Origin of the sequence: Limnothrix redekei LRLZ20PSL1, from assembly GCF_043235035.1 — a bacterium.
In the GTDB taxonomy this organism is placed as follows: domain Bacteria; phylum Cyanobacteriota; class Cyanobacteriia; order CACIAM-69d; family CACIAM-69d; genus CACIAM-69d.
This window is the reverse complement of record NZ_JAZAQF010000090.1, coordinates 1-23,490: the sequence shown is the minus strand read 5'-3', so window position 1 is coordinate 23,490 and position 23,490 is coordinate 1. Positions and strand designations below refer to the sequence as shown.

13 protein-coding genes and 1 tRNA gene are annotated in these 23,490 nt (G+C 52.3%); 4 read left to right on the top strand and 10 right to left on the bottom strand.

Translation table 11 applies throughout. The features are described 5' to 3' along the window. The first annotated feature begins 638 nt into the window (after positions 1-638). Entirely contained in the window at positions 639-2,369 is a 1,731-nt protein-coding gene (gene hmpF, locus VPK24_RS17390) for a pilus motility taxis protein HmpF (protein WP_393015274.1), read from the top strand. 32 nt (positions 2,370-2,401) lie between these two features. Here the strand turns inward: hmpF and VPK24_RS17385 are convergent, their stop codons facing one another. After that, the gene (locus VPK24_RS17385) at positions 2,402-3,724 is read right to left on the bottom strand and encodes a HEAT repeat domain-containing protein (RefSeq protein ID WP_393015354.1); all 1,323 of its coding nucleotides are present in this window, start codon (positions 3,722-3,724) and stop codon (positions 2,402-2,404) included. 617 nt (positions 3,725-4,341) lie between these two features. On the opposite strand from VPK24_RS17385, the gene ygfZ reads away from it, so the two are divergent. Then, a complete protein-coding gene (gene ygfZ / locus VPK24_RS17380; RefSeq protein ID WP_393015272.1) occupies positions 4,342-5,421 on the top strand; it encodes a CAF17-like 4Fe-4S cluster assembly/insertion protein YgfZ in 1,080 nt (359 codons plus the stop codon). Positions 5,422-5,466: 45 nt separating this feature from the next. Here the strand turns inward: ygfZ and VPK24_RS17375 are convergent, their stop codons facing one another. Continuing rightward, positions 5,467-6,054, bottom strand: coding sequence for a chorismate lyase (locus tag VPK24_RS17375; RefSeq protein WP_393015353.1), 588 nt, complete (start codon positions 6,052-6,054; stop codon positions 5,467-5,469). A gap of 398 nt (positions 6,055-6,452) precedes the next feature. Next, positions 6,453-6,533, bottom strand: a tRNA-Leu gene (locus VPK24_RS17370). A gap of 488 nt (positions 6,534-7,021) precedes the next feature. On the opposite strand from VPK24_RS17370, the gene accC reads away from it, so the two are divergent. Further along, positions 7,022-8,380, top strand: a complete 1,359-nt coding sequence (gene accC / locus VPK24_RS17365) for an acetyl-CoA carboxylase biotin carboxylase subunit (RefSeq protein WP_393015270.1) — start codon at positions 7,022-7,024, stop codon at positions 8,378-8,380. Between the two features lie 227 nt (positions 8,381-8,607). Here the strand turns inward: accC and lnt are convergent, their stop codons facing one another. The 5 genes from lnt to VPK24_RS17340 form a co-directional block, all read right to left on the bottom strand. Further along, positions 8,608-10,260, bottom strand: a complete 1,653-nt coding sequence (gene lnt, locus VPK24_RS17360) for an apolipoprotein N-acyltransferase (protein ID WP_393015268.1) — start codon at positions 10,258-10,260, stop codon at positions 8,608-8,610. Between the two features lie 3 nt (positions 10,261-10,263). After that, a complete protein-coding gene (locus VPK24_RS17355) occupies positions 10,264-10,449 on the bottom strand; it encodes a hypothetical protein (RefSeq protein WP_393015266.1) in 186 nt (61 codons plus the stop codon). 74 nt (positions 10,450-10,523) lie between these two features. Next, a complete protein-coding gene (locus tag VPK24_RS17350) occupies positions 10,524-11,279 on the bottom strand; it encodes a PP2C family serine/threonine-protein phosphatase (RefSeq protein WP_393015264.1) in 756 nt (251 codons plus the stop codon). 59 nt (positions 11,280-11,338) lie between these two features. Beyond that, on the bottom strand, positions 11,339-12,652 hold the full coding sequence (locus VPK24_RS17345) for a PAS domain-containing sensor histidine kinase (RefSeq protein WP_393015262.1): 1,314 nt from the start codon (positions 12,650-12,652) through the stop codon (positions 11,339-11,341). Positions 12,653-13,260: 608 nt separating this feature from the next. Next, positions 13,261-15,186 carry a GTPase family protein gene (locus VPK24_RS17340; protein WP_393015260.1) on the bottom strand — a complete coding sequence of 642 codons (1,926 nt, stop codon included), beginning with the start codon at positions 15,184-15,186 and terminating at the stop codon, positions 13,261-13,263. Between the two features lie 299 nt (positions 15,187-15,485). Between VPK24_RS17340 and VPK24_RS17335 the strand changes: the two genes are divergently transcribed. Next, a complete protein-coding gene (locus VPK24_RS17335; RefSeq protein ID WP_393015258.1) occupies positions 15,486-20,909 on the top strand; it encodes a trifunctional serine/threonine-protein kinase/ATP-binding protein/sensor histidine kinase in 5,424 nt (1,807 codons plus the stop codon). A 115-nt stretch (positions 20,910-21,024) separates the two neighbouring features. On the opposite strand, the gene VPK24_RS17330 is transcribed toward VPK24_RS17335, so the two are convergent. Together VPK24_RS17330 and VPK24_RS17325 are read right to left on the bottom strand one after the other, a co-directional pair. Next, complete coding sequence (locus tag VPK24_RS17330) at positions 21,025-21,273, bottom strand: Uma2 family endonuclease (RefSeq protein WP_393015351.1); 249 nt, start codon at positions 21,271-21,273, stop codon at positions 21,025-21,027. Positions 21,274-21,387: 114 nt separating this feature from the next. Continuing rightward, positions 21,388-23,391 (bottom strand): DUF262 domain-containing protein, encoded by a 2,004-nt coding sequence (locus tag VPK24_RS17325; RefSeq protein ID WP_393015256.1) that lies wholly within the window; start codon positions 23,389-23,391, stop codon positions 21,388-21,390. Between the last annotated feature and the right edge of the window lie 99 nt (positions 23,392-23,490).

Genomic DNA, 23,490 nt, shown 5'->3' with positions numbered 1-23,490 from the left:
GCAGCGATTCAACCCCAAGCTAGTTTTGAATCTCAAAAAGTCCAGCCAACCCACCTTAAGCAACCACAGGGAGCTGGCATCATTCCGCCCTCGGCGGGCTGCTGGCCGGAAAATAGAAGACTGTCCCTCTCCGGTGGCTTCTGGCTGCGTTTGATAAAATCAGCATGGTTTAACCTCTCTGCTCATCTTGCAGCGATCTCTCAGCCCTAGCGCTGTGAAACCGAGTCTGAAGGCCAAGAGCGGGAAAAATCAGCAATCAATGGGCAGTCTGACCAGAAAACAGGCCCCTTTTGCAGCACCGGAGAGTAAAACGCCCAGCTCGCGATCGCGAATCGGTGATTTGAAATCCAATGGGTCAAGCTGACGTGCAGATCACCCCAGTTTCTTTGCCGGTCACGGTCAATGGCTGGTCACGGTCAACGAAGCGTCAACCCGTGGTCTAATCGAGCAAATAGGGTTGCTCGGCTGGGGCCAAAATCCCCTTGCCCCTGGGCAGGGAAAAGTGTCAATCTCACAGTGGCAGCCAAGTCATGTCTTTATAAGTTGCGTCCTTAAAAAAGCTGCATCTTGAAAGACGATGGCCAACGCCATCATCCGTAGCGCGAAGATCTCACTGAACGAACGAGGGGAAGGGCAGCGTGCTGTATCTTGCAGAAGTCGTCCAAAAACGCGGCTTGATGGGATCAAAGTCAGAATTGAAGCTGCTGGCCTGTCAAAAGGGAGAGCAGTGGAGCGCAATTACCAATGAGGATCCCATCCCTTCAGACGATGCCAGCAATTACAAAGACGGGGCATTAGTGCTGGTGGATGCGATCGGGTCAGGGGCCGATCGCAAAGTAAAGAATATTCAAGAAGGGGCCCGGCAGATTGTCAGCCTGCTGCAAAGCTATTCCCGTCAGCAGGAAAAAACCAAGAGCCAGGAAGAAGAAATTCAGCAATGGATGGAATCCCTGACTTACCAAAGTCAGGAGCTGAACCGGCGAGAACAGGAACTCGATGAGCGGCGCGAAAAGCTGGAGCAACTGGAACAGGAGTTGCGGCAGCTCGATCGCCAACGCCAAGAGGTGCAACAGGCCCGGGAATCGGCCGATCGCCTCAATCAGGAAGTGCAACACAAGCGCCAGGAAATTGAGCAGGCTCAACATGCCCTGCGGGCCCAGCAGGAGCAACTCAACCAAGAGCGCCTGGCGATGCAGCAGCAGTTAGCGCAGTCGGCGGGTCTCGATGCCCAACAGGCGGCTCAATTGCAACATTTGCTGCAACAGGCGGCTTCTTCGGTGGTGGCCATGGACTATTTGCAGTCGGCGGTGGAAACTTGCCTGCAAATTACGGCTGCCCAGGAGAGCCTGCTCAGCCACGCCCCAACGGCGGAACCAACCCTTTCCCCGGAGGTGCGGGATTGGATTACGTCAGAAACTCAGACCCTGTCGGCGGCTTGGCAGGATTGGTATGCCCAGCGGGATGATCTGGATCGGGCCCGGGCCGAGTGGCGGGCCCAACAAACGGCGCTCGAACTTCATCAACAGCAGCTTTCGGCCGTTGAAGGGCAACTGGCCACCCAACGCAGCTTGCAGACCCTGTTGGAACAAGCGGCCAATGGGGACGGCCACAGCGATGCAGCCCAACGGGTCGATCGATCAGCCTTGGAAGCCATGCCGATCGGGGAGTTGCAAGAGCTGACGGCCCAGTTGCAGCGGGACTTGGAAAAGCTATCGCGGCTGGTGAGTGATGAGGAAGAGGAGCTGAGTGCCAAGCGCCAGGCAATCGAGGAACTGCAAGGCCAAATCAACAGTGCCAATGAATATGATCGCATTCAGCTAGAGGCAAACCTGGCCGATGAGCGCGACGGTTGCCAGATGCTGGAGGAAACCCTGGTGGGGCAACGGCGCAACCTGCAAGAGCGGGAAGAGGTGCTCCATGCCCACAAAACGGTGCTGAACAAGCGCCAGGGGCTGACTGCTCCCCGGACGGAGGGCGGCGTGGATCTGTCACCGCTGCTCGATCGGGTGACGCAAGACATTCAAGCCCTGGAGGAATTGCAGTCCCAATTGCGCGATCGGGTTTCCACATTGGAATCCACCGTACAAGAGGCGGAAATGACCGTGAACCAGCGCCATGGGGATGTGCAGGCCCAATTGCAAATCCTGCAAGATCGAGAACGTGAATTGCAAAGTAAGCAAATTGAGGCCATCACTCAGGGCAGCCAAGGGGGCGATACCCTGACTCAGCCCATGTCTGAGCAGGTTTCCGGCCTGCGGCAACACCTGGAAGCCCTATTAACCAACCTCACCCAGGCGACGGACACCACCCAAGCCCAGCAGGCGACGATCGGGCAAATGCAGCAAATTGTTGCTTCCCTTAGCAAGTAGCTGTCAGCAAGTAGCCTTCAGCCAACGACGCTTTAAGCAAACGGCATGGTTGCTCCGTCCTGGGCCGCTTGGGCGATCGCCTGCCATTCCTGAAGGCCTTGGCGGGCGGTGGCGGTTGCCTGCTGGGCCGCCGCCTGATCAATCCAAGCCGCGAGCCGATCGGCTCCCTGCTGGGGGTCGATTTGCCGCAGTGCCGCCAACACTTGCAAGGCCAGGGTCGGGGACTGGTCGGGCCGATCGCGCAGCCGGGGCAGCAGTCGATCGAACGCGGCCGCCACTCGCAAATTACCCAGGGCTTCAATTAAGGCCCCCTGAACTGCCCCGTCGGTGAAGGGAGCCAGGGGCCGATCGAGCCAATCGAGCAGCAGATTAGCCACCCGGCGTTGATAGGTTTGATCGGAACTGTGATGCTGGGCGATCGCCACAATCCCCCCCAACAACAGCTCTGTTTCACCTTGGGGCAACCGCTCTCCCAAGGCCGCCAAGGCCGAGGGCAATCCCATCTGAGCCAACAACCGCACCACCAACGCCGGTGGTAACTGTCGCCGCTCCCAGGCCGCCACCAAAGCGGCCCGCGCTGATTCATGGCCCCAGTGGCTGAGGGCCAAGGCGGCCGCCTCTGCCACCGAGGCCGCCGGATCGCTCAACAGTTGGGTGAGGGTTTGGGCGATGGTTTCTTGGGCCACTGGGCTGTGGCCCCAACGCTTGGCCCCCAAGGCCGTCACCGCCACCAGCCGCACCGTGGTCTCCGAGTCTTGAGTTCCTTGCAGCAGGTGGGGCAACAAGGCGGGATGGGGCAAGCTGCCCAGGGCTTCCAAGGCGGCCCGTCGCAGGGGAGGTTGAGGAGAAGCGGCCCCAATCAGGAGACCATTAATTGCGTCGGGGTGGTCAATTTGCCCGATCGCCTTGATCACCAAGGGCCCCCAGTTCGGATCCGTGAGGTAAGGGTTCAGACAATCCAGCGCCACCGTTCGCAATTGGGGCGATCGCTCTGCCAATTTACCCAAGGCCTCGATCGCCGCCGCCTGCACGGAGGGATCCGGCGCGATCGACAGCAAATTCACCAGCGATTGCACCGCCGCTGGGTCGTCAAACTCTCCCAAGGCCCTGGCCACAAACCAGCATTGCTCTAAATCCAGCGCCTCATCGGTCAGCAACGCCACCAGAGCCGGAATCGCAGACTTGCCAATGGTTTTGAGCTGCCCGATCGCCTGCCAGCGTTCATAAAAATCCCCATCCGCCAAAGTCGCCAGCGCCTGATTTAACGCTGGATTGCTCACTGGCTCCAGCACTTGATCTAGCGGTTGACCGGGCAGTTGCCCCAACTCCTGCTCTTGATGGTGATTCAATGGCATAGCCAACCGTTTTTGAATTGAAGTGTCTGGATTGAAGTGTCTGGATTGAGTCTTGAGCAGCAAACTGACTCTCAGCTTAACTGTCTCTATCTAACTGTCTTTCAACTGGAATCGCTGGGGACAATAGACCTCTTTCACGAAAAACCCTTTTCTCAAGATCGGCTGATCAACGATTATTTTGTAGGTTGGTTTGAGGTACGAAACCCAACAACAGCAAGGTTTTTGGTGATCGAGTTGGGTTTCGCAAAGCTCAACCCAACCTACCGGAGAACTACCGAAGAACCAAGCGTTTGAGCGTTTTGTCAGTTAATCAGCAATCTTGAAGAGAGACTTAGGATCAGGAGCGTGATTGATATAAGAGGCCTATTAATTTGAAACGGGTTCGGCCATTCTGACCATGACTAGTACGGTGGAGCATTGGCCCGAGTTGGCAGCTTTGCGCTAGGGTTTGGAGCGGCGCGATCGGGCACTCCAAGGCAAATCTCCCGATGCAGGTCTGGCCCAAACCAGGCACATTGATACAGAAGAGATACAGAAGATGAGATCGCCCGGTCGCTAGGCCTAAGGCATCCATGGCATACAAAACCGTTGAGCAATATTGAGAGCAGTTCTGAACGATGGTAACCCTGCAAGACGCACAACAGCAGATGGGAGCAGTATGGGATCCCGCCGTGGCCGAGGGGCAAGTGCCCGCCCATTTCGGCAACGATCCAGCGGCGATCGCGGCGATCACGACGGGGGTGGCCCTGGTGGATCGATCGCACTGGGCCCTGTTGCAATTAACAGGGGACGATCGAGCCTCGTTTTTACATAACCAAAGCACCGCCAACATCAAAACTCTGCAACCGGGCCAGGGTTGCCAAACCGTGTTGGTGACTTCCACCGCTCGCACCCTGGACTTGGCCATGATGGCGGTAACGGCGGAAGCGCTGGATTTATTAGTGTCGCCGGGGATGGGGCCAACCCTGTTTCGCTGGCTCGATCGCTACATCTTCCCCGCCGATCGGGTCGCCCTCACGGATATCAGCGGTCAATTCGCAACTTTCAGTCTTTTGGGGCCCCAAAGTGACCTTTGTTTGCAACAGTTGGGGGCGGCCCTTGACGAAATTTCAGCCCTGGAACCCTTTGCCCACCAAACCATGATCCTGGCTCAGGATGTGACCGTGCGGGTGCAACGGGGCAGCGGTCTGGCCACCGATGGCTATACCCTTTGGGTGAGCAACGATCAAGCCGGTGACCTGTGGCAGGCGATCGCCCAAGCGGGAGCCGTTCCCCTGGGCGAACAGACCTGGGAACAGTTGCGGATCACCGAAGGGCGACCGGCGGTGGGGCATGAGTTGACGGAAGATTACAACCCTCTAGAAGCAGGGCTATGGACAGCCGTTTCCTTTAACAAAGGCTGCTACATCGGCCAAGAAACGATCGCCCGCCTGAACACCTACAACGGCGTAAAGTTGAACCTTTGGGGATTTCGACTGCCTCGGGTGATCGCCACCCCCTGTCCGATTTTGCAAGCGGATCAGAAAGTGGGAACCCTCACCAGTTGTGTGGCCACCGAAAACGGGGCGATCGGGCTGGGCTATTTGCGCACCAAAGTAGGCGGCGCGGGCTTAAGCGTCATGATTGACCATTGCCCCACCGACGCGATCGACCTGCCCTTCATCACACGCGAGCTGGCCAACACTATCGATCATTAGCGATCGTTACATTGCAATCCGATCATCACATTGCAATCATTGCCACTACTGGCGGGCGATCGGCCCCAAGTAGCGCTGGAGATAGGGGGAAAAAACCTCAAAAATCAGCGTGAGGGGCTGATTTCGATGCCAAAACAGGTAATGTCGCCCCCAGAGCGGCCCTGACTCTCCAAACGCGGCCTCTAGGGCCGCCGATCGTCCGTAACAAATTCCCCGCACATCGCGGTAAAGTTCCGTACGCAACCGAGCCAGACTGGCCCAAATGGGCAGCGATCGATTTTGCAAATACTCATCCACATGGCTGGCTTCCCACCAAGACGTGGCATAGGCCAACCGCTGACCGGAAGCCGTCCGTAACCAAACCTGGCGACGTAATCGCGGCCCCGGAACCATTTCGATCGCCTCTGGGGCCCCGTCTCCCGCCGGCCCCACCACCGACATATCAATCACATCCACCTCGGTTGGTTCTCCCGTCAGCAATTGCAGGTGGCGAGTGGGTGACCCATCTCCCAACAACAACATTTGCCAAGGGGGAGCCAAAAAATGGTGAGGTAAGCCCTGCTGCACAACGGTTTCATCCCCTTGCCAGGTGGGTTTCAGCCGATGCCAATCCCCATGGGATCCCAGCTCGATCGAGGGGCGATCGACGGGGGGCTGAGGTGCAGATAAATCCGCTTGTCGATCAGTAACGCTAGCAGTCAAGGTCTTTGCATTTCTTAACTTTTCTCGATCCTAACACTCACCTAAAGAAAAGGGACTGAAGCGCCGCCCTCGTGATGCGGCTTTCAGCATCTCCCCTGGAATTTCTGGAATTTAAGGACGCGGCGGGTCTCGATCGATTTGAGAGTCCCGTTCATCCTATCGAGAGCCTGAGTCGCAATCCTTGAGTCGCAATCTTGAGCCACAACTCTGAACCTGAGACTATGAAAAACCGGATCACTGAAAATCAATGATCCGGTCGCAGGTTATGAGCTGAGGACGCTCAAGCCAGGTTTCAAAATGCTCTGGATGAAGTCCAATCTAGAATTCGATGCGGATGGCGGGACTCGAACCCGCAAGGCAAAGCCACACGCCCCTCAAACGTGCGCGTATACCAATTCCGCCACATCCGCAGGTGATTCACTGATGATGCTGGTGTGAATTTTTGGAGATATTGCTGAACCCAACTGAGGATGTCGGGGGCAAATCACTGTTACCCGTCAAACCAGCCGTAGCAGTATAGCATTCTTCGATCGTTTTGTTGAGCCTTGGCTGAGGTTCATCAACAGATTCATGCAGATCGGGATACACATCGGGATGCAGATTGGGATGGTGCTGGAGCCAAGATCGAAGAATTGGGCTAGATACTGAATCAAATTCAATCGGGGTCAAATTCAAGCGGTATCGAGCATCGAGCTAAATCTTGAGCCAAATGCCAAATACTGAGCCAAATCCAGATATTGATTGAGCCAAATCTTGAGCCGAGATTGAACGAGATCCCAAAGGATCCAGCACAAGCGCCACCCTCGGCCCGATTTCCCCAGACTCCGCCGCCCGATCGCCCGCAGGCCACCCACGATGATAGGATTGGCTACCGCGCCCCACCTGCGATCGTACGACAATGCGCTTTTCAAAAGTCCTGATTGCCAACCGTGGAGAAATCGCCGTTCGGGTGATCCGAGCCTGCGAAGAACTGGGAATTTCCACCGTGGCTGTTCACTCCACCGCCGATCGACAAGCCCTGCACGTACAGCTTGCCGACGAAGCCGTTTGCATCGGCGACGCAGCCAGCAGCAAAAGCTACCTGAACATTCCCAACATCATCGCTGCCGCTCTGACCCACAACGCCACAGCCATTCACCCGGGTTACGGTTTTTTGGCAGAAAACGCAAAATTTGTCGAGATTTGTAACGATCACCAAATTGCCTTCATTGGCCCCTCGCCGGCCGCGATTCGGGCCATGGGCGACAAGTCCACCGCCAAGGAAACCATGCAACGGGCCGGCGTGCCCACGGTTCCCGGCAGCGAAGGACTGGTGCAGAACGAGGAAGCGGCCCTGGAGTTGGCCAATGAGATTGGCTATCCCGTGATGATTAAGGCCACGGCGGGCGGTGGCGGTCGTGGAATGCGTTTGGTGCGCAGTGCCGAAGAGTTGCCCAAGCTGTTCCAAGCAGCCCAAGGGGAAGCGGAAGCGGCCTTTGGCAACCCGGGCCTCTACATCGAGAAGTTCATTGAACGGCCGCGGCATATTGAGTTCCAAATTTTGGCCGACAGCCATGGCAACGTGATCCACCTGGGTGAGCGGGATTGTTCAATTCAGCGCCGCCACCAAAAGCTCCTGGAAGAAGCGCCTAGCCCTGTGTTGAATCCGGAGTTGCGGGAAAAAATGGGCAGTGCGGCCGTGGCAGCGGCCAAGTCGATCGACTATGTGGGCGCAGGAACGGTGGAGTTTCTGGTGGATCGATCGGGCAATTTCTATTTTATGGAAATGAACACCCGCATTCAGGTTGAACATCCAGTCACGGAAATGGTTTGCGGCCTGGATTTGATCGCTGAACAATTGCGGATTGCCCAAGGGGAAAAACTGCGCCTCACCCAAGATCAGGTTCAGTTGCGCGGCCATGCGATCGAATGTCGAATTAATGCGGAAGATCCCGATCAAAATTTCCGCCCTTGCCCCGGTCGAATTGGGGCCTATTTGCCGCCGGGTGGCCCGGGGGTGCGGATCGATTCCCACGTTTATCCCGATTATGAAATTCCGGCCTACTACGATTCTTTGATTGGCAAATTGATTGTTTGGGGCCCCGATCGCTCCAGCGCGATCGCCCGGATGAAGCGTGCCCTGCGCGAATGTGCCATCACCGGGGTGAACACCACGATCGGTTTTCACCAAAAAATCATGGAATCGCCAGAGTTTATTGGTGGCGAAGTTTATACCAATTTTGTTGAAGAGTGGATGAGCAAAAATAAAAAGCGCTAATCAAGCGTTAATCCTAACCCCTGAATTGCTGACCACCTTCCTAACCTGTTTCGGAGTCAACCATGGGCGACCATTGGATGGATTGGGCCACGGTGATTGGCTATGTGGGATTCACACTATTCATCATGTGGCAAATTTTTAGCCGATCCCAATAAACCCGCTGATTGTGGGGTTGGCACAGAGCATTGGGACAGGGGAAATTGCTGGCTCCGCTGGGCGAATTGTCCCTAGCGATCGGGCAAGGATGCACCAGCATTCCGCAACCTCCAGCTCACCGCCAAGGCCAAGGGAACAGCCAGGGGTGTGAGCCAATCGCCCCAACGGACGTAGGGTGTTTGCTGGGTGCGGCGATAGATTTCGGTGGCATGGAGTTCATAGACGTTGGGGCGCGATCGCCAGTGGGTGACTCCGTGGGGATCGATGAAGGCGGAATAGCCGGTGTTGGCGGCGCGGGCCACCCATCGATCGGTTTCGATCGCCCGCATCACGTCTTGGGCGTGGTGTTGGGCAAACATCGTGGGCCGGTAATGGGCGTTGTTGGCTGCCGAGAGGATGAATTGCCCGCCGCTGGCTGCCTGCGATCGCGCCAATTCCGCATGGGCTGAGTCATAGCAAATCAAGGCGATCGCTTGGCCAAAGGGAGTGTTGAGGCGCTGGTTTGGCTGGCCGAGGGCCAATTTGGTGTCCAGTGGCGATAGGCGATCGATGAAGCCGCCGATCACAGACTCAAAGGGAATATATTCCCCCAGGGGCACAAGGCGCACTTTGTCATAGCGACCCACGGCTTTTCCGGTGCGATCGAGGGAAATGAGGCTGTTGGTGAGGCGATCGGGTTGCTGGCGATCGGGCGCAAACAGGCCCAACCACACGGGCACAGCCCGATCGAGCACTGCCGACAGGAATTCATTACGTCGATCGCGGGTGGCTTCTGCCGTCCAGACCATTGGCAAGGCCGTTTCGGGAATCAGCACGCCGTCAACGCCCGCCGCCGCCAGGGTTTCATAGCCTCGTTGATAGCCCGTGAGGGCCCTGCGCCAACCCTCGGAGCCAAATTTCAGATCGTTGGGAATGTTGCCTTGGATTACCCCGATCGTCAGGGCCGCAGCGGGGCGATCGGCTAAGGGCTGGGCAGCCAAAGCGGCCCCCAAGCCATGGCCCAACAGCAACAGCGCGATCGCCCCGGCCCACCAACGCCGCCGATGGGTCAACCAAGCTTCTGCCCAGGCTCCATTCACCCCCACAATCACCGCCGTTACCAGGGCGGGGCCAGACAGTTGACCCAAGTGCAAAATCGCTAAGTTATGAGGCGCTTGGGTCAGGCCCAATCCCGTCCAAGCCAAGGGAGATTGGTTCCAGAGCCATTCCGTCACCAACCACAGGGCCAGGCCCAGCGCCCAGCGTCCGCCGGCCGATCGCCCCGCCAATCTGCGGTGTAGCAGCCCAAACCCCACCGCCCAGCAGGCGACCTGTGACCCGGCCCAACCGGCCGCCACCAACCAGCACACCAAGGCAATGGTGAGGCTGGTGGCCCAGGAGACTCCCAGCCACATCATGGGATGTAGGCCCGTGAGCCAAAATACCGCCACGAGGTTGTAGCCCAAACCCCAAAGCCAGCCCAAACCAAGTCGATCGCGCCAATTGAGCGTTGGGTTTGCCAGCAACCACCACAGTGGGGCGATCGCCACCCAGGGGAGCGGCCACCAGCCCACCGGCTCCGGCCCCAGCCCCATCACCACCCCAGCCCCCAAGGCCAGAGCCGATCGCTGCCAACGACTCCACAGCGATCGCCTTGGCCCTGGCTCGCCAGCGGTGGGCGCAACGCCGCTGACCCAACGACTCAGAAAATCCGTGCCTTGCTCCCCAGTTTTGCGACCAAACACGCCCTAACGCCCCTGTTCGATCGCCGGTTTGGGGGTTTCGGAGGTGGGTTCGGCGCTGGGGCTGAAGGCCGGGCCAACCCAAGCCAGGGCAATGGCCCCTAGCACGATCCACTGGGTCGCTTGCAGGAGCCGATCGGGCGATCGGGGAGCCGTTGGAGGATTGGAGTTGGGGGGCAAATCCGGTTGCATAGCCAGTTTTAAGATTGTTTTTGAGAGTGTTCTTGGGATTGCTTTTGGGCTTGTTTTTGGGATGATGCTTCGGTTCAATCAGCCAAACGTTGAACCAAAATTAGTGTGACATCATCATCGGTGCGCTGGGCGATTCGATCGGACTCCAAAAACGCCCGCAGCCGATCGATCACGACGGTCAGGTCTTGGTTTTGGGCTAAAAACCGAAACAACGGCTGAAAAAAGGGCTGAAAAGGCGATTGATCGGGTTCTTGCAAGGCCAAGCGCTGCAAACCATCGGAAAATAGCGCGAGAGACTGCCAATCACCGAGCCAAGTGACCAACTGAGGCGATCGGGCGGCCCCTAGCTCCTGCAAAAATCGGGTTTCGTTGGCAAATTCGCCCTGTTCCGGCTGCGTGAGCGTTTGCCAATTACCCTGGGCATCTTGAATCACCACCGCCCCATCGCCAATTTGGGCGATCGCCAATCCCGTTGGTAAGGCCACCGTCACCACCAAGGTGCAAGCCAACTCTCGCAAGGCCAAATCCCGATCGCGTGCTGCCCGATCGACCGCCCACCGAGCCGCCCGCACCACCGCCCGCAACAACGGCAACCAATCCGCCAACGATCGGGGCGATCGCTGCCGCTGCCAACGGGGTAACAGCGTTAAAACCGTTTCCACCGCCACCTGGGCCCCCAGATCGGAGGCACTGGCCGATCCGGCTCCATCGGCCACCACCGCAAATCCTGCCCGATCGCCCAAGGCCCAACCACTGGCATCTTGGCAAGGTTCCGCCGCCCGCCGATGCCGACTACCCGCCACCGACAGGGCGATCGATGCGATCCGCATCGATTCCAGTTGCATCCCAAGTTGCAGCGATGCAACTTCCTGACCAATGACGCTCAATCCTAACTCCTATCTACACAAACCAGCGGCAACTCAATCATAAAGGTTGTGCCCACCCCTAACTGGGACTCCAACCACAATCGACCGCCATGCTTTTCTTCAATCACTTGTCGAGACAGGGTTAAGCCCAAGCCAGTTCCTTTGCCCACCAATTTAGTTGTAAATAAATGCTCAAAAATCTGGCTTTGCAGCTCCTCAGCAATGCCGCGCCCATTGTCCTGGATGGATAGGTGAACCGATTTTTGATCCGCAGCTAGGGCAGTGGTGATGATGATTTGGGGTGGATGTTCGCTTAGTTCCTGGAAGCTGTGATCGCGGCAAGCTTCATCCAGTTCATCGATCGCATTAGCCAGCAAATTCATAAACACCTGATTCAGTTGACCGGCAAAACATTCCACTTCAGGCACATCACCATAATTTTTAATGACCTGAATGGCTGGCCGATGATCATGGGATTTCAGGCGATGTTTTAGTAATAAAATTGTGCTATCCAATCCATCTTGCAAGTCAAAACTAACTGGATATTCACTATCTAAGCGCGAGAAAGTCCTTAAGCTATCACTAATTGTTTTAATGCGATCAATTCCTTGATTCATTGATTCCAAAAGCTTGGGCAAGTCCTGGCGAATAAATTCTAAATCAACTTCTTCAATGAGTTGCTGTACCTGCTGATGGGGATTGGGGTGATGTTCCGCATAGGCATCTAACAGGGCAAACAGATCCTCCAGGTGCTCCAATGCTGGGCGAATATTGCCCTTTAAAAACCCCAAAGGATTATTAATTTCATGGGCGACCCCGGCGACCAAATTCCCCAGGGCTGACATTTTTTCACTTTGCACCAGTTGAATTTGCGCTTGCTGAAGCTGTTCCACCACCTGCTCGAGGGTCGTGGACTTTTCTAAGAGCTGAGCCTCGGATTCTTGCAAACGTCGTTCGGCCGTCACCCGATCGGTCACATTCTGGGCGATCGAGTAAATGGATAGCATCCGGCCTTCGTCATCAAAAACCGGCGTGTTAATCCATTCACAAATAATGGTGCTGCCGTCTTTGCGGAGATTTTCATTTTGATAAACAACCGTTTTGCGCTCCTCTAGCAGGGCCACCATCAAGGGCTTGAGGGTCGTTTGAATGGTTGGCGACACAATCCGGCTAACCGGTTGCAGATAGATTTCTTCCGCAGAATAACCAAAGATTTTTTCGGCAGCCGGGTTCCAACTGATGACACAGAAATCTTGGTTCCATTCAATCAGTGCTAAGGGAGTTTGCTGAATCAGGAAACTGAGTTTTTCAGTGATGCCAAGAAACTGGTTTGACATGACAGTCAGTTGTTGAATGGAAAGAAAATTAGCAATCTTGTTGAGTGGATGTCTGAAAAGCGTCTTGGATTATTTGCCAAGCACCAATCATCACGAAGGCAAGGGGCTTAAGCCCCTTGTTTGCGATGAAACCTGAAAGGAGTAGCTATGGCTTTTCAGACATCTGCTTAGGAATCGCTCTTAGCGAGTTACCCAAACACTAAACATCAAACAATCAGCCCAGGGCAGACCATAACTATGAATATCTGCATCAGATTAAGTATTTATAAAGAGCACCAGAGGATTAGAAATTTAAATTTGAGTTGCAAAATGTGCAAATAGCACCAAGTCTTCTCCAATGTTAACGGATGATCTGAATGGCCGCCGTAAATTTGTGATACTTGTAGTTAAAGTTTCGATAATGCATCATCACAAATTAATCTCCCGCCTTAGCAGCCGATCAATGGTGCGTTAAAGTTCTGAATTGATTTTGCTCAATTTTTCGCCAAAAAGCAGCAGGGATGCGATTAGCGCGAAATTCCGACTCCGTTCGGGTCAAGGCGCGTTCCTTCGCCATGGAGATTTATCTGCTGCGATCGCCCGTTCCAGCGGTTCTAGGCCGATTTTGCCTAGACCAATCGCGCTTGGCGATAGAACTGCACCCGATCGCGCAGGGTATTGACCGGGGTTTCTTGGCTCCAATGTTCCACCAGGGCATGGCCCAAGGCCCAGGCTTCCTGCTCCGGTGGCTGATCGTTGTCGGTCACCAGCGGCCACAGGGACAACCAATCCAAATTGCGCGATCGCGCTTCGCCGTCCAAGCTGGCTGTTGGTTGCAGTAGGCTAAACAGGTCGTAGGCCAGTTGCAATTTACCAACCACCAAGGGCAATTGCTCGATCGGGATGCGCTCGGCCAGCAGATAGGCCAGGGTTGGAGAGCCGGTCATCACCCGCGAAATGAGTTGCAGAACGGGGCTTTTGAGAAACAGGGCCAGCCCTTGGGCGGTGGACATCTGGAACACATATTTATCGATGATGCGAGCGGCGGCCGTGGCGCGGGCTTCCCGATCGCGTAGGAAGCGGGCCAAGCGAAGTTCCTGGGCTGGGCCGATCGCCTCGAGTAACGCCAGGGAAAGGGTTTCCAGCCCCCAAGGCCCCCGCTCTCCCAGCACCACAGGCAAGAATCGATCGCAATGGGCCCCCAGCAACTCGGCGCGATATTGCACAGCTTCCCGCATCGATTGCTCCTTGGGTCGATCGCCCCCCAGCCAGTCGTAGGGCGGTTGCCACTCTCGCAGGGGCCGCAAGCGATCCACCTGGGAAATTACCCCAATCACCGGAGCCGTTACCCCAGCGGTTTGCAAATCTCGCAAACAGTCCAAATCCATCTGTAGTGCCGGATCCAGCGCTGGAGTCACCAACAGGATCAAGTCTGCGGCCCGAGCGGCCGCCCGAGCCTGCTCTCCGGCCGTTGGGTTACCCGCCTGTTCATAGCCCGGTGAGTCCCACAACCGCAACCGATCGCCCGTGGCGGCCACCCACTCATAGCTCACCACCCGATCGGTGTTGGGCAACACATCCGTTTCCGCCAACTCCGCCGCAAACAGCCCATTCACCAGGCTGCTTTTGCCGGCCCCCGTTCGCCCCAACAACAACACATTCACCACGGCGGTGGCGATCGCCTCTTCCGGTTCCGCTTGGGCAATCAAGGCTTGCAGGGTTTGGGTTTGGGCTTTGGGGATGGGTGAGGCGATCGGGGCAAAATTTTCCGGCGGTAACCCGGCCCCACCGTACAGGGCGATCGCCTGGCGCGCCAAATTCCGCAAAGCCGTTTCCCGCAACACTTGCCCCAAATTCGCCAACAGGGCGCGATCGGCTCGATTGCTGGAGCCTTGAGTGGCGGTTCGAGCCGCCGCCGCCACTGGATTCAAAAACCACTGGGCCCACTGCCAGGCCCGAAACGCCTTACGCACGGAAGGCTCCAGCTTTTGATACAGCGTATAGGTCTCGTAGGCTTGGCCCACGGTCACCTGGCCCAAAACCGGCTCCAGTTGCTGCATCCAGCGATCCAAATCATCCACTGTCCCCCGCATTAACCGATAGGCCTGGGGCACATAAATACTGAGTAAGGGATAGCTAGCCTCCGGGTAATAGGCTCGAGCCACCGCCGTCGTTAAGCTCAAACAACGCTGCCAAAACTGATCCCAATCCTCCCAAGGGGCCGGGTCGTTTTGGGAAGCTTGCAGCAGTTCCGTTAAGGCCAATTCCGCCCGCGCCAACGCGCCTTCATTCACCGGCACCGCGACGTGATCGCCCCGCTGTTCCCAGTCCGCCAGCCCCGCCGAAGCGATCGCCGCTTCCACTTGCCCCACCATGGATTTTGTCCAGCGCACCAGCAACCAACGCCAGCCCACCAGCATCAGGGTAAACAGTCCCCAAATCCAACTCAAACCCCAAGCATGCAACTGAGAGCCAGCCGCCCACAGCACCACCCCCACCATCACCACCAACGGCAGCACCAACACCGCCCACTGCCACCGCGCTAATCGCCCCATTGCCGCCAACTCCCAAGGCTACGATTCCCATTCTAGAAACCACCAGGGGCGATCGCCCAAGCTTATTCACAATTAGTGAGAAAACACTGCAAAACAATGTTCAATAATAAGCGTGCGATTAAAAAAGGCGATCGGGGCGATCGGTTCACCAAGTTACAAAATCAGGCGATCGTCATCGCCCTCAGCCCAAACATTAAGATTGGCATCTTACAGAAAGAACTTGCTAAGCTGGATACCTTAGTTGATTGAAAAAACAATCAACCTAAGTTCTAACAAAGCTCAATAACGGATAAATTCAGATGACTTCACTGAACGCTTCTTCAATCAATTCCTTTCCTGAGGTTCCTGGCTATAGAATTGTTGAGCAGATTCACCGTGGGTCACGCACATCCGTTTATCGTGCCGTGCAGCATCAGAATCAGCAAATAGTTATTCTGAAATTCCTACATTCAAGCTATCCCACCTTCGGCGAATTAATTCAATTTCGAAATCAGTACAATATCACTCAAAATCTTGATGTTCCAGGAATTGTGAAGCCTTTAGGTTTAGAGCCGATTGGCAATAGCTATGTCCTGATCATGGAAGACTGTGGCAGCATTTCCCTTCAGCAATATTGTCAGCAACAACAACTCAGCTTAGGTGATGTGCTAACCATTGCCCTGCAATTGACCACTATTCTTCATGGTCTGCATCAACAACGAGTCATTCATAAAGATATTAAGCCAGCCAATATTCTAATTCATCCAGAATCCAAACAAATCAAACTCATTGACTTTAGCATCGCGTCCCTATTGCCCAAAGAGACACAGGAAATTCAGAATCCGAATGTTCTTGAAGGAACCCTTACTTATCTTGCGCCGGAGCAAACCGGACGCATGAACCGAGGGATTGACTACCGTGCTGATTTTTATGCCTTGGGGGTGACCTTATATCAACTATTCAGCGGCCAGTTGCCGTTTGCGTCAGATGACCCAATGGAGCTGGTGCATTGTCATATTGCCAAAGTGCCCGCGCCCCTTGAGCAAATCAATCCAGCCATTCCAGCAATTGTGGGAGCGATCGTTTCTAGATTAATTGCCAAAAATGCTGAGGATCGCTATCAAAGTGCCTTGGGACTAAAACATGACTTACAACAATGCCTGGACCAGTGGCAAGAAACAGGCAAGGTTGCTGATTTTGAATTGGGTCAACGGGATTTAAGCGATCGCTTTCTCATTCCTGAAAAACTCTACGGCCGCGAAACTGAGGTTCAAGCACTCCTGAAAGCCTTTGATCGGGTTGCTCAAGGCAGTTCGGAACTGATGCTAGTAGCTGGGTTTTCTGGAATTGGTAAAACCGCTGTTGTTAATGAAGTTCACAAGCCAATTACCCAGAAAAAAGGCTATTTCATTAAGGGCAAATTTGATCAATTTAATCGCAATATTCCTCTCTTTGCGTTTGTACAAGCACTGCGCGACCTGATGGGACAGCTTTTGTCAGAATCTGATGCGCAATTAGCCCAATGGAAGTCCAACATTCTGGAAGCCGTGGGTAACAATGGTCAGGTTCTGATTGATCTCATTCCTGAGTTGGAACAAGTCATTGGGCCACAGTTACCCGCTCCAGAACTATCTGGCGAAGCGGCCCAAAATCGCTTTAACCGTTTGTTTCAAAGTTTCATTCAAGTGTTTGCAAAATCAGACCATCCCCTTGTCATTTTTATCGATGATTTGCAATGGGCTGATTCAACTTCTTTGGGATTGATGCAAAGTCTGCTAACGGAAGCTCATTCCCATTCCCAATGTCTCTTGGTTTTGGGAGCCTATCGAGATAATGAAGTATTGCCCGGCCATCCCTTTTTAATCACAGTAAAAGCCCTAGAAGAGGCCCATGTTTCCCTGGCAACTCTCACCCTCGGCCCCTTAAGTGCGGAGAGTCTCAACCAGTTAATTGCTGATACTTTCCGAGCCTCAAACAGCAAAGTGCAGCCCTTAACCCATCTGGTTATGCAAAAAACCCAGGGCAACCCATTTTTTGCGACCCAATTCCTAAAGGCACTACACCAAGATAGTCTCATTACCTTCGATCGGGAGGCGGGTCACTGGCAATGTGACTTAGTACAAGTACAGGACGCAGCCTTAACGGATGATGTGGTGGAGTTTATGGCCTTGCAGCTCCAAAAGCTGCCCATGGTCACCCAGGCACAACTGAAGTTTGCCGCTTGTGTTGGGGCTAAGTTTGACCTCAAGACCTTGGCGATTGTTTCAGAACAAAACGAGATTCAAGCGGCTTCAGCCCTATGGCCAGCACTGCAAGAGGGGCTAATTTTGCCGGAGGGCAAGATTTATAAGTTCTATGCGGATCGTGATTCATCCCAGGTTGATCAAGCCTGGGGCGAAGAGATTTCTGGGCAAATTCAATACCGTTTTTTCCACGATCGAGTGCAACAGGCTGCTTATTCCCTGATTCCTGAAGATCAAAAACAGGTTACTCACCTGAAGATGGGTCAGTTACTCCAAAGCCGCTTGTCAGCGGCAGAGCGTGAGGAGAAGCTCTTTGATATTGTTGGTCATTTGAATTTGGGGCATGGGCTATTAAGTCAGCAAAATGAACGAGAGTCATTGATTCGACTCAATCTTGCTGCTATTGAAAAGGCCAAAAAGGCAACGGCTTACGGTGTGGCTCAAGACCTCGTGACGATCGGGCTGGAGCTACTTTCAGAAGAGCCTTGGCAAAACCAGTATGAGTTGAGCTTAAAACTCCATCAAATGGCGGCGGATGTAGCCTGTTTAAAGGCCGATTTTGAGGGAGCGATCGCCCAAGTTCAACAGGTTTTAGATCGGGCCCAGACCGTCCTGGATAAAGTGCCTGTTTATATGGTGCAAGTCAGGGTGTTGACGGCTCAGAATCAATTGGCAAAGGCAATCGCTATTGCTGCCCAAGCTATCACTGAATTGGGAGTTCAGTTTCCCGACGACATCACACCAAGCCTCATCGCCCAAACCTTGCAAACTGTGGAAACTGAGCTAGAAGGAATAGTCATTGAGGATTTGGTTAATTTGCCGGTGATGACCGACCCAAAGACAATTGCCGCCATGGAATTGCTGGGCATGATTATGCCCATGGTGTTTATTGCAAAACTCGCATTTTTGCCCTTTGTTTGCGCAAAGATTGTGAGCTTGTCGCTCCAGTTTGGCAATGCACCTGTTTCAAGTGTTGGCTATGCTACTTACGGCTTGGTTTTGGCCACGGGCTTAGGTCAGGTCGATCGGGGCTATCGCTTGGGAAAAACGTCTTTAACCCTAATCGATCAACTCAATACAAAAGCATACAAGTGCCTGAGCATTCTTTTCTTTGCTGCTTGTGTTCAGCACCAGAAAGAATCAATGACTTCCATGGCTGCTTTGCTCAAGCAGGGATATTTAGCTGGAATAGAAGCCGGTGACTTTTTATATCTAGGCTATTGTTTGACCCACTATTTTTATGCGTGTTTCTATGGCGGCAAGGAATTATCTGGACTGCAAGCAGAGGTTGATCAGTTCTGTTCTGCTATTGCTTCGTCAAAACAAAATAATGCTCTGGCATACTTGCAAATGACGAGCGAGTTTTTGGAACGATTGTTGGTCACACACCGCCAACCCACTCTCTTGATTGGTGATAGTTATGACGAGACAAAAATCTTTCCACAACATCTTCAGAATCAGCAATTGACCGATCTTGGGATTGCTTACACCTACAAATTGATCTTGGCCTATTTATTTGGTGATTATGGGCTTGCCCTTGAATATCTCAATGAAGTCAAGAAGTATCTAGATAACATCGTTGGAATGTTGCATATTCCCGCCATCCATTTTTATGGAGGGTTAACCTGTTTGGCAGTCGCGATCGGCAAGCCCAAAAATGAGCAATTAGAGCTACTCGCCTTGGTGGAACAGCACCACAGCAGCCTATCAACTTGGGCAGAGAATGCCCCGATGAATTACCAGCATAAGCTGGATCTTTTGATAGCAGAAAAACATCGATTTTTGGGCAATTTCTTGGAGGCAATTAATGGCTATGAGCGGGCGATCTCGGGTGCTAAGGCCAATGGATTCATTCAAGAAGAAGCTTTAGCACATGAATTGGCCGCGCAATTTTATCTCGATTGGGGTAAGGAAAAAATTGCCGCCAGCTATATGCAGGAAGCCTACTATGGCTATGCTCGTTGGGGAGCGAAAGCCAAAGTGGTTGATTTAGAGCAACGCTACGCCCAATTACTGCAACCGATTCTGCAAGCGGCTAATCAACCCTTCGCCCTTTTAGAAACCCTAGCGACGATCGCGGATCCGGCTGACTCATCACGCACCACTCCGCATGGGAGTTCTAGCGGCAGCATTAACCAAATGCTTGATTTCACTGCCCTGCTACAGGTTTCTCAAAATCTGGTCAGCACGATCGCCCTGGATGAATTGCTGCAAACCCTAGCTCAGACGATGTTGAAAAACTCGGGAGCCGATCGATGTGCCTTAATCCTTTGGGAGGGCGATCGATGGCAGGTGAGAGTGATGGCAAACCCAGAGCAGGTGACATTGCAATCGACTCCCTTAGACGATAACCCCGACATTCCGATTAAGCTGATTCAATATGTAAAAAACAGGGTAGTGATGGTTGTTATCAATGATCTTGAGACCGATTTACCCGTCATTGGTGATTACCTAAGCTGCTATCAACCCAAGAGCGTTTTGTGTTTGCCAATCCTTAACCAAGGGAATGTGCGGTCTATTTTATACCTGGAAAATCGATCAACCAGTGGCGTGTTTACCAGCGATCGGATCACTATTTTGAAATTCCTTTGCAGCCAAGCCGCCATTTCTTTGGAAAATGCTCGACTTTACCAACAATCTCAAACCTATGCTCAGCAATTGGAACAGTCCCAATTGCAGATGGTGCAGAATGAGAAAATGGCTTCTCTCGGAAACCTGGTAGCAGGGGTGGCTCACGAAGTTAACAACCCGATCGGCTTTCTCAATGGCAGCATTAACAATGGCAAGGATCACGTCAAAGACTTGTTGGCACATTTGGCGCTTTATCAGCAGCATTATCCCAATCCAGTTGTTCCCATTCAAGATCACGCTGAAGACATTGACTTGGAATATATCTGCGAAGATTTACCTCAGTTGCTGAACTCAATGCAGGGAGCAACCGATCGAATCAAATCGATCAGCACCAGCCTTCGCATTTTCTCTCGTGCCGACACAGAATATAAGGTCAGCGCTAATTTGCATGAGGGTATTGACAGCACAGTGCTGATTTTGAAATACCGGCTCAAGGCAAATCCGTTTCGGCCTGCCATCGAAGTCAAAACTGACTACGGAGACATACCAGAAGTTGAGTGTTTTCCAGGACAAATCAACCAGGTATTTATGAATATCCTGGCCAACGCGATCGATGTGTTTGATGAAATGGTGCAGGGTCGATCGTTCAAGGAATTAGAAGCGCATTCCCAAATCATCACAATCAGTACAACTGTTGTTGATGATCAAGTGCAGATTTCAATTCGGGATAATGGCAAGGGCATTAGCGAAGAGGTGCAAGCCAAGATCTTTGACCATTTGTTTACCACAAAGGGCGTGGGCAAGGGGACGGGATTGGGGCTAACGATCGCCCGCCAAATTGTCGAGAAAAAACATGGCGGCAGTTTGACAGTCCAGTCAGAATTAGGACAGGGAACTGAGTTTTTGATTCAACTGCCAATCAAGGGCTAGACAAGGCTGCAAAACATTGCTCAACGGCAATAATTCGATCGGGAAAGGTGATCGGGGCGATCGTCTCACCAGGTTGCAAAATCAGCCGATCGCCATAGCCATCAGCACGGGGCGATCAATAAACTTCCAAGTGGCGCTGCTCCAAGTCTACTAACCAATAGTCCCCGATCGCCTCGCGGGCATAGAGTGCGCCTTTGACCTGGCGATCGTACCGAGCGGTGCTGTCAGCAACTTCAATGAGCAACTGAACATCAGCGGAAGTTGGATAGCCATCTTCATAGAAGTTCGATCGCCATCGCAGCACTGCAATATCCGGCTGGAGAAATGAGTCGGTCATCTGCACCGAATTTTGCACACTGACGATCGCTTGTCCCTGAATGTTGTACCGTCAACAAGTGCACTAACCGATTTACGCAAGCTGCATGGCGCTTTTCGGCAGGTGGCATTTCAACAATATTTCCTGCAATCAATTCTGTCCTTAGTCAGATTCTTCGATGGCCCAGTCACTATCACGGAGTCCAGCAGTTTCTAGGAAACGTCGGCAAATTTCCAAACAACGACGCGCACTGTTTTTGTTATAAATCCATGATCCATTTGACAGCTTAGACCAACTTTTGGGATCAGTATTGTTATCAAGATTGTTGACAATAAAACTTGATGAATTCTTGACCTTCTCAAAGACTTCTGGGTGCTTAGTGATAATCCACTCGGAAACTTGAATTAGAGCCTGTCTCCATGTCTTACGAGGAATATTTATAATTTCTCCTCGAATTACAATAGACTTTGGCTTTCCATGAAATTCTTTTATCGTGGTAGTAGGGGTTCCAAGAGATGGCCAAATTCTTAAAAATGCTTGACTTAGAAAATGTGCGCGCTCATTGATCGCAGCAGCGTCCCATTTTTCAATTGATCGCGAAAAGTAGTTACTATTCAACTTCAAAGCATGATCTGCTAACGGTAGCTTTTTGAACTCAAATGGCAGATTGGATTGCTCAATATTCCACCTACCAGTTACTAAAGTTAAATTACCAAGTGTATGTAAATATTGACTATGGGTTTCATCAAATTCTAATCCCAGCTCCTCTTTCCATTCACGACTTGGGTTTTGAGGCAGAATATGCTCGATACTGGGTTTATCCTCAAGTACTGTAAATCCATCAGTTCCAGAGGACAGATATCGATTGATACTTTCCAAGACAAGGCAGATACGTTCTCGATATGATGATTTATAGATACTACGAGTCCTAATTGATTCTACAACTTTATTGTCATCAGGATATTTTCGCTCTACAAGCGAATTTTTCAGGGAATTTTCCAGGGAATTACCCTCATGAACTCGTCGCTCAATATCTCGCCATAGGATAGGAAACATAGTAGTTTGATAGTTGGATGGTTCTCCAACAATAAAGCGCCTTACCAAGTAATTCTCAAGGATTTGTAGAATGACTAAAAATTGGTCAGTAGATATCTGTGATTGCGACATTGCATCATAAGCGTTCAATAGGAAAGGATAAGCAGTCGAAAACTCTAGCCGAGAGAGACGCTGTAAAGATTGAAAGATATCTTTGTCACTTTTGTCTTGATCAGGGCGCAGCAAGTTGTTGTAGTAGCTAGAGAATTTTTTGAGTCGTTCTAGCTCTTCTACAAAACTATCATCATTTAGCTGTTCACAACGCTCCCGAAAGTGTTCGTAAATGCTTTCTTCTCGGCATAAAGTTCCAGACCACATTGCCAGATAATGCCTTAAAAAAGCTGTCAATTCTCCAATACGCGACTGCCCTACTGCACGCTTTTCCTGTAGTTGATTCTCAATAGGTTGCCAAAGGTTCTCAAATACTTCTTTTTGCGAATTATTTGGCAGCCTCATTGCAATATAGTTGCGCACCAAGTCTGCTTGGGTTAAATCTACACCTTTTGCATTGAGACTCTCAAAAATTTTGTATGGACTCTCATCTCGACTGAGTTCGATAAAAATGACATGAAAAGCACTGGTGATAACAGTGAAAATTGTCCCTAGGTCAAAATTTTCTCCATCACAGAAATCTTGATCATGGCTGTCAATTTTTTCTCCAATATATTCATACAGGTGCTCATAAGCGTTGGGAATCAGGGACTCTAGACTCTGATCCATTGCTTGAGAGTTTAATAGACTCTTGTAAGCTAACTGGTCACCATACTTTTCGGTTGGCACTAATTTCAGTAGTGCATCACCTTCTTCATCTTCATTGATAAGAAATTTGTTGATCTTCCGAGCTAATTTGTCTTGATTTTTAGCTTTTGCTAAATCTCTCAAGACACAAAGTAAGAGAGAAATTGTGGTTAGTCGTTGCTGCCCATCTACCAATTTTAAACAAGAAATGTTTCCGCTAACTGTCCCGTCAGGGATAACCACAATTGAACCTAGAAAATGTTCGGTTTTTACATTCTTGTTGAATTTGGTATAAGTCTCAAAAATACAGCCTTTGCCTATAACGAATGGCACGATATAATTATCAGTGTAGTGAAGTTATCGTCAGGAAAACTCATGAGTCTTTATTCGCTGGACTTGCGCCGAAAAATCGTAGAAGCTTACGAGAAGGGA

Bases quoted from the DNA above. Each gene is read 5' to 3' on its own strand.
- VPK24_RS17350 (WP_393015264.1), bottom strand. From the start codon at position 11,279: ATGCGGATCGCATCGATCGCCCTGTCGGTGGCGGGTAGTCGGCATCGG.
- VPK24_RS17340 (WP_393015260.1), bottom strand. From the start codon at position 15,186: ATGGGGCGATTAGCGCGGTGGCAGTGGGCGGTGTTGGTGCTGCCGTTG.
- VPK24_RS17385 (WP_393015354.1), bottom strand. From the start codon at position 3,724: ATGCCATTGAATCACCATCAAGAGCAGGAGTTGGGGCAACTGCCCGGT.
- VPK24_RS17345 (WP_393015262.1), bottom strand. From the start codon at position 12,652: ATGTCAAACCAGTTTCTTGGCATCACTGAAAAACTCAGTTTCCTGATT.
- VPK24_RS17355 (WP_393015266.1), bottom strand. From the start codon at position 10,449: ATGCAACCGGATTTGCCCCCCAACTCCAATCCTCCAACGGCTCCCCGA.
- ygfZ (WP_393015272.1), top strand. From the start codon at position 4,342: ATGGTAACCCTGCAAGACGCACAACAGCAGATGGGAGCAGTATGGGAT.
- VPK24_RS17335 (WP_393015258.1), top strand. From the start codon at position 15,486: ATGACTTCACTGAACGCTTCTTCAATCAATTCCTTTCCTGAGGTTCCT.
- accC (WP_393015270.1), top strand. From the start codon at position 7,022: ATGCGCTTTTCAAAAGTCCTGATTGCCAACCGTGGAGAAATCGCCGTT.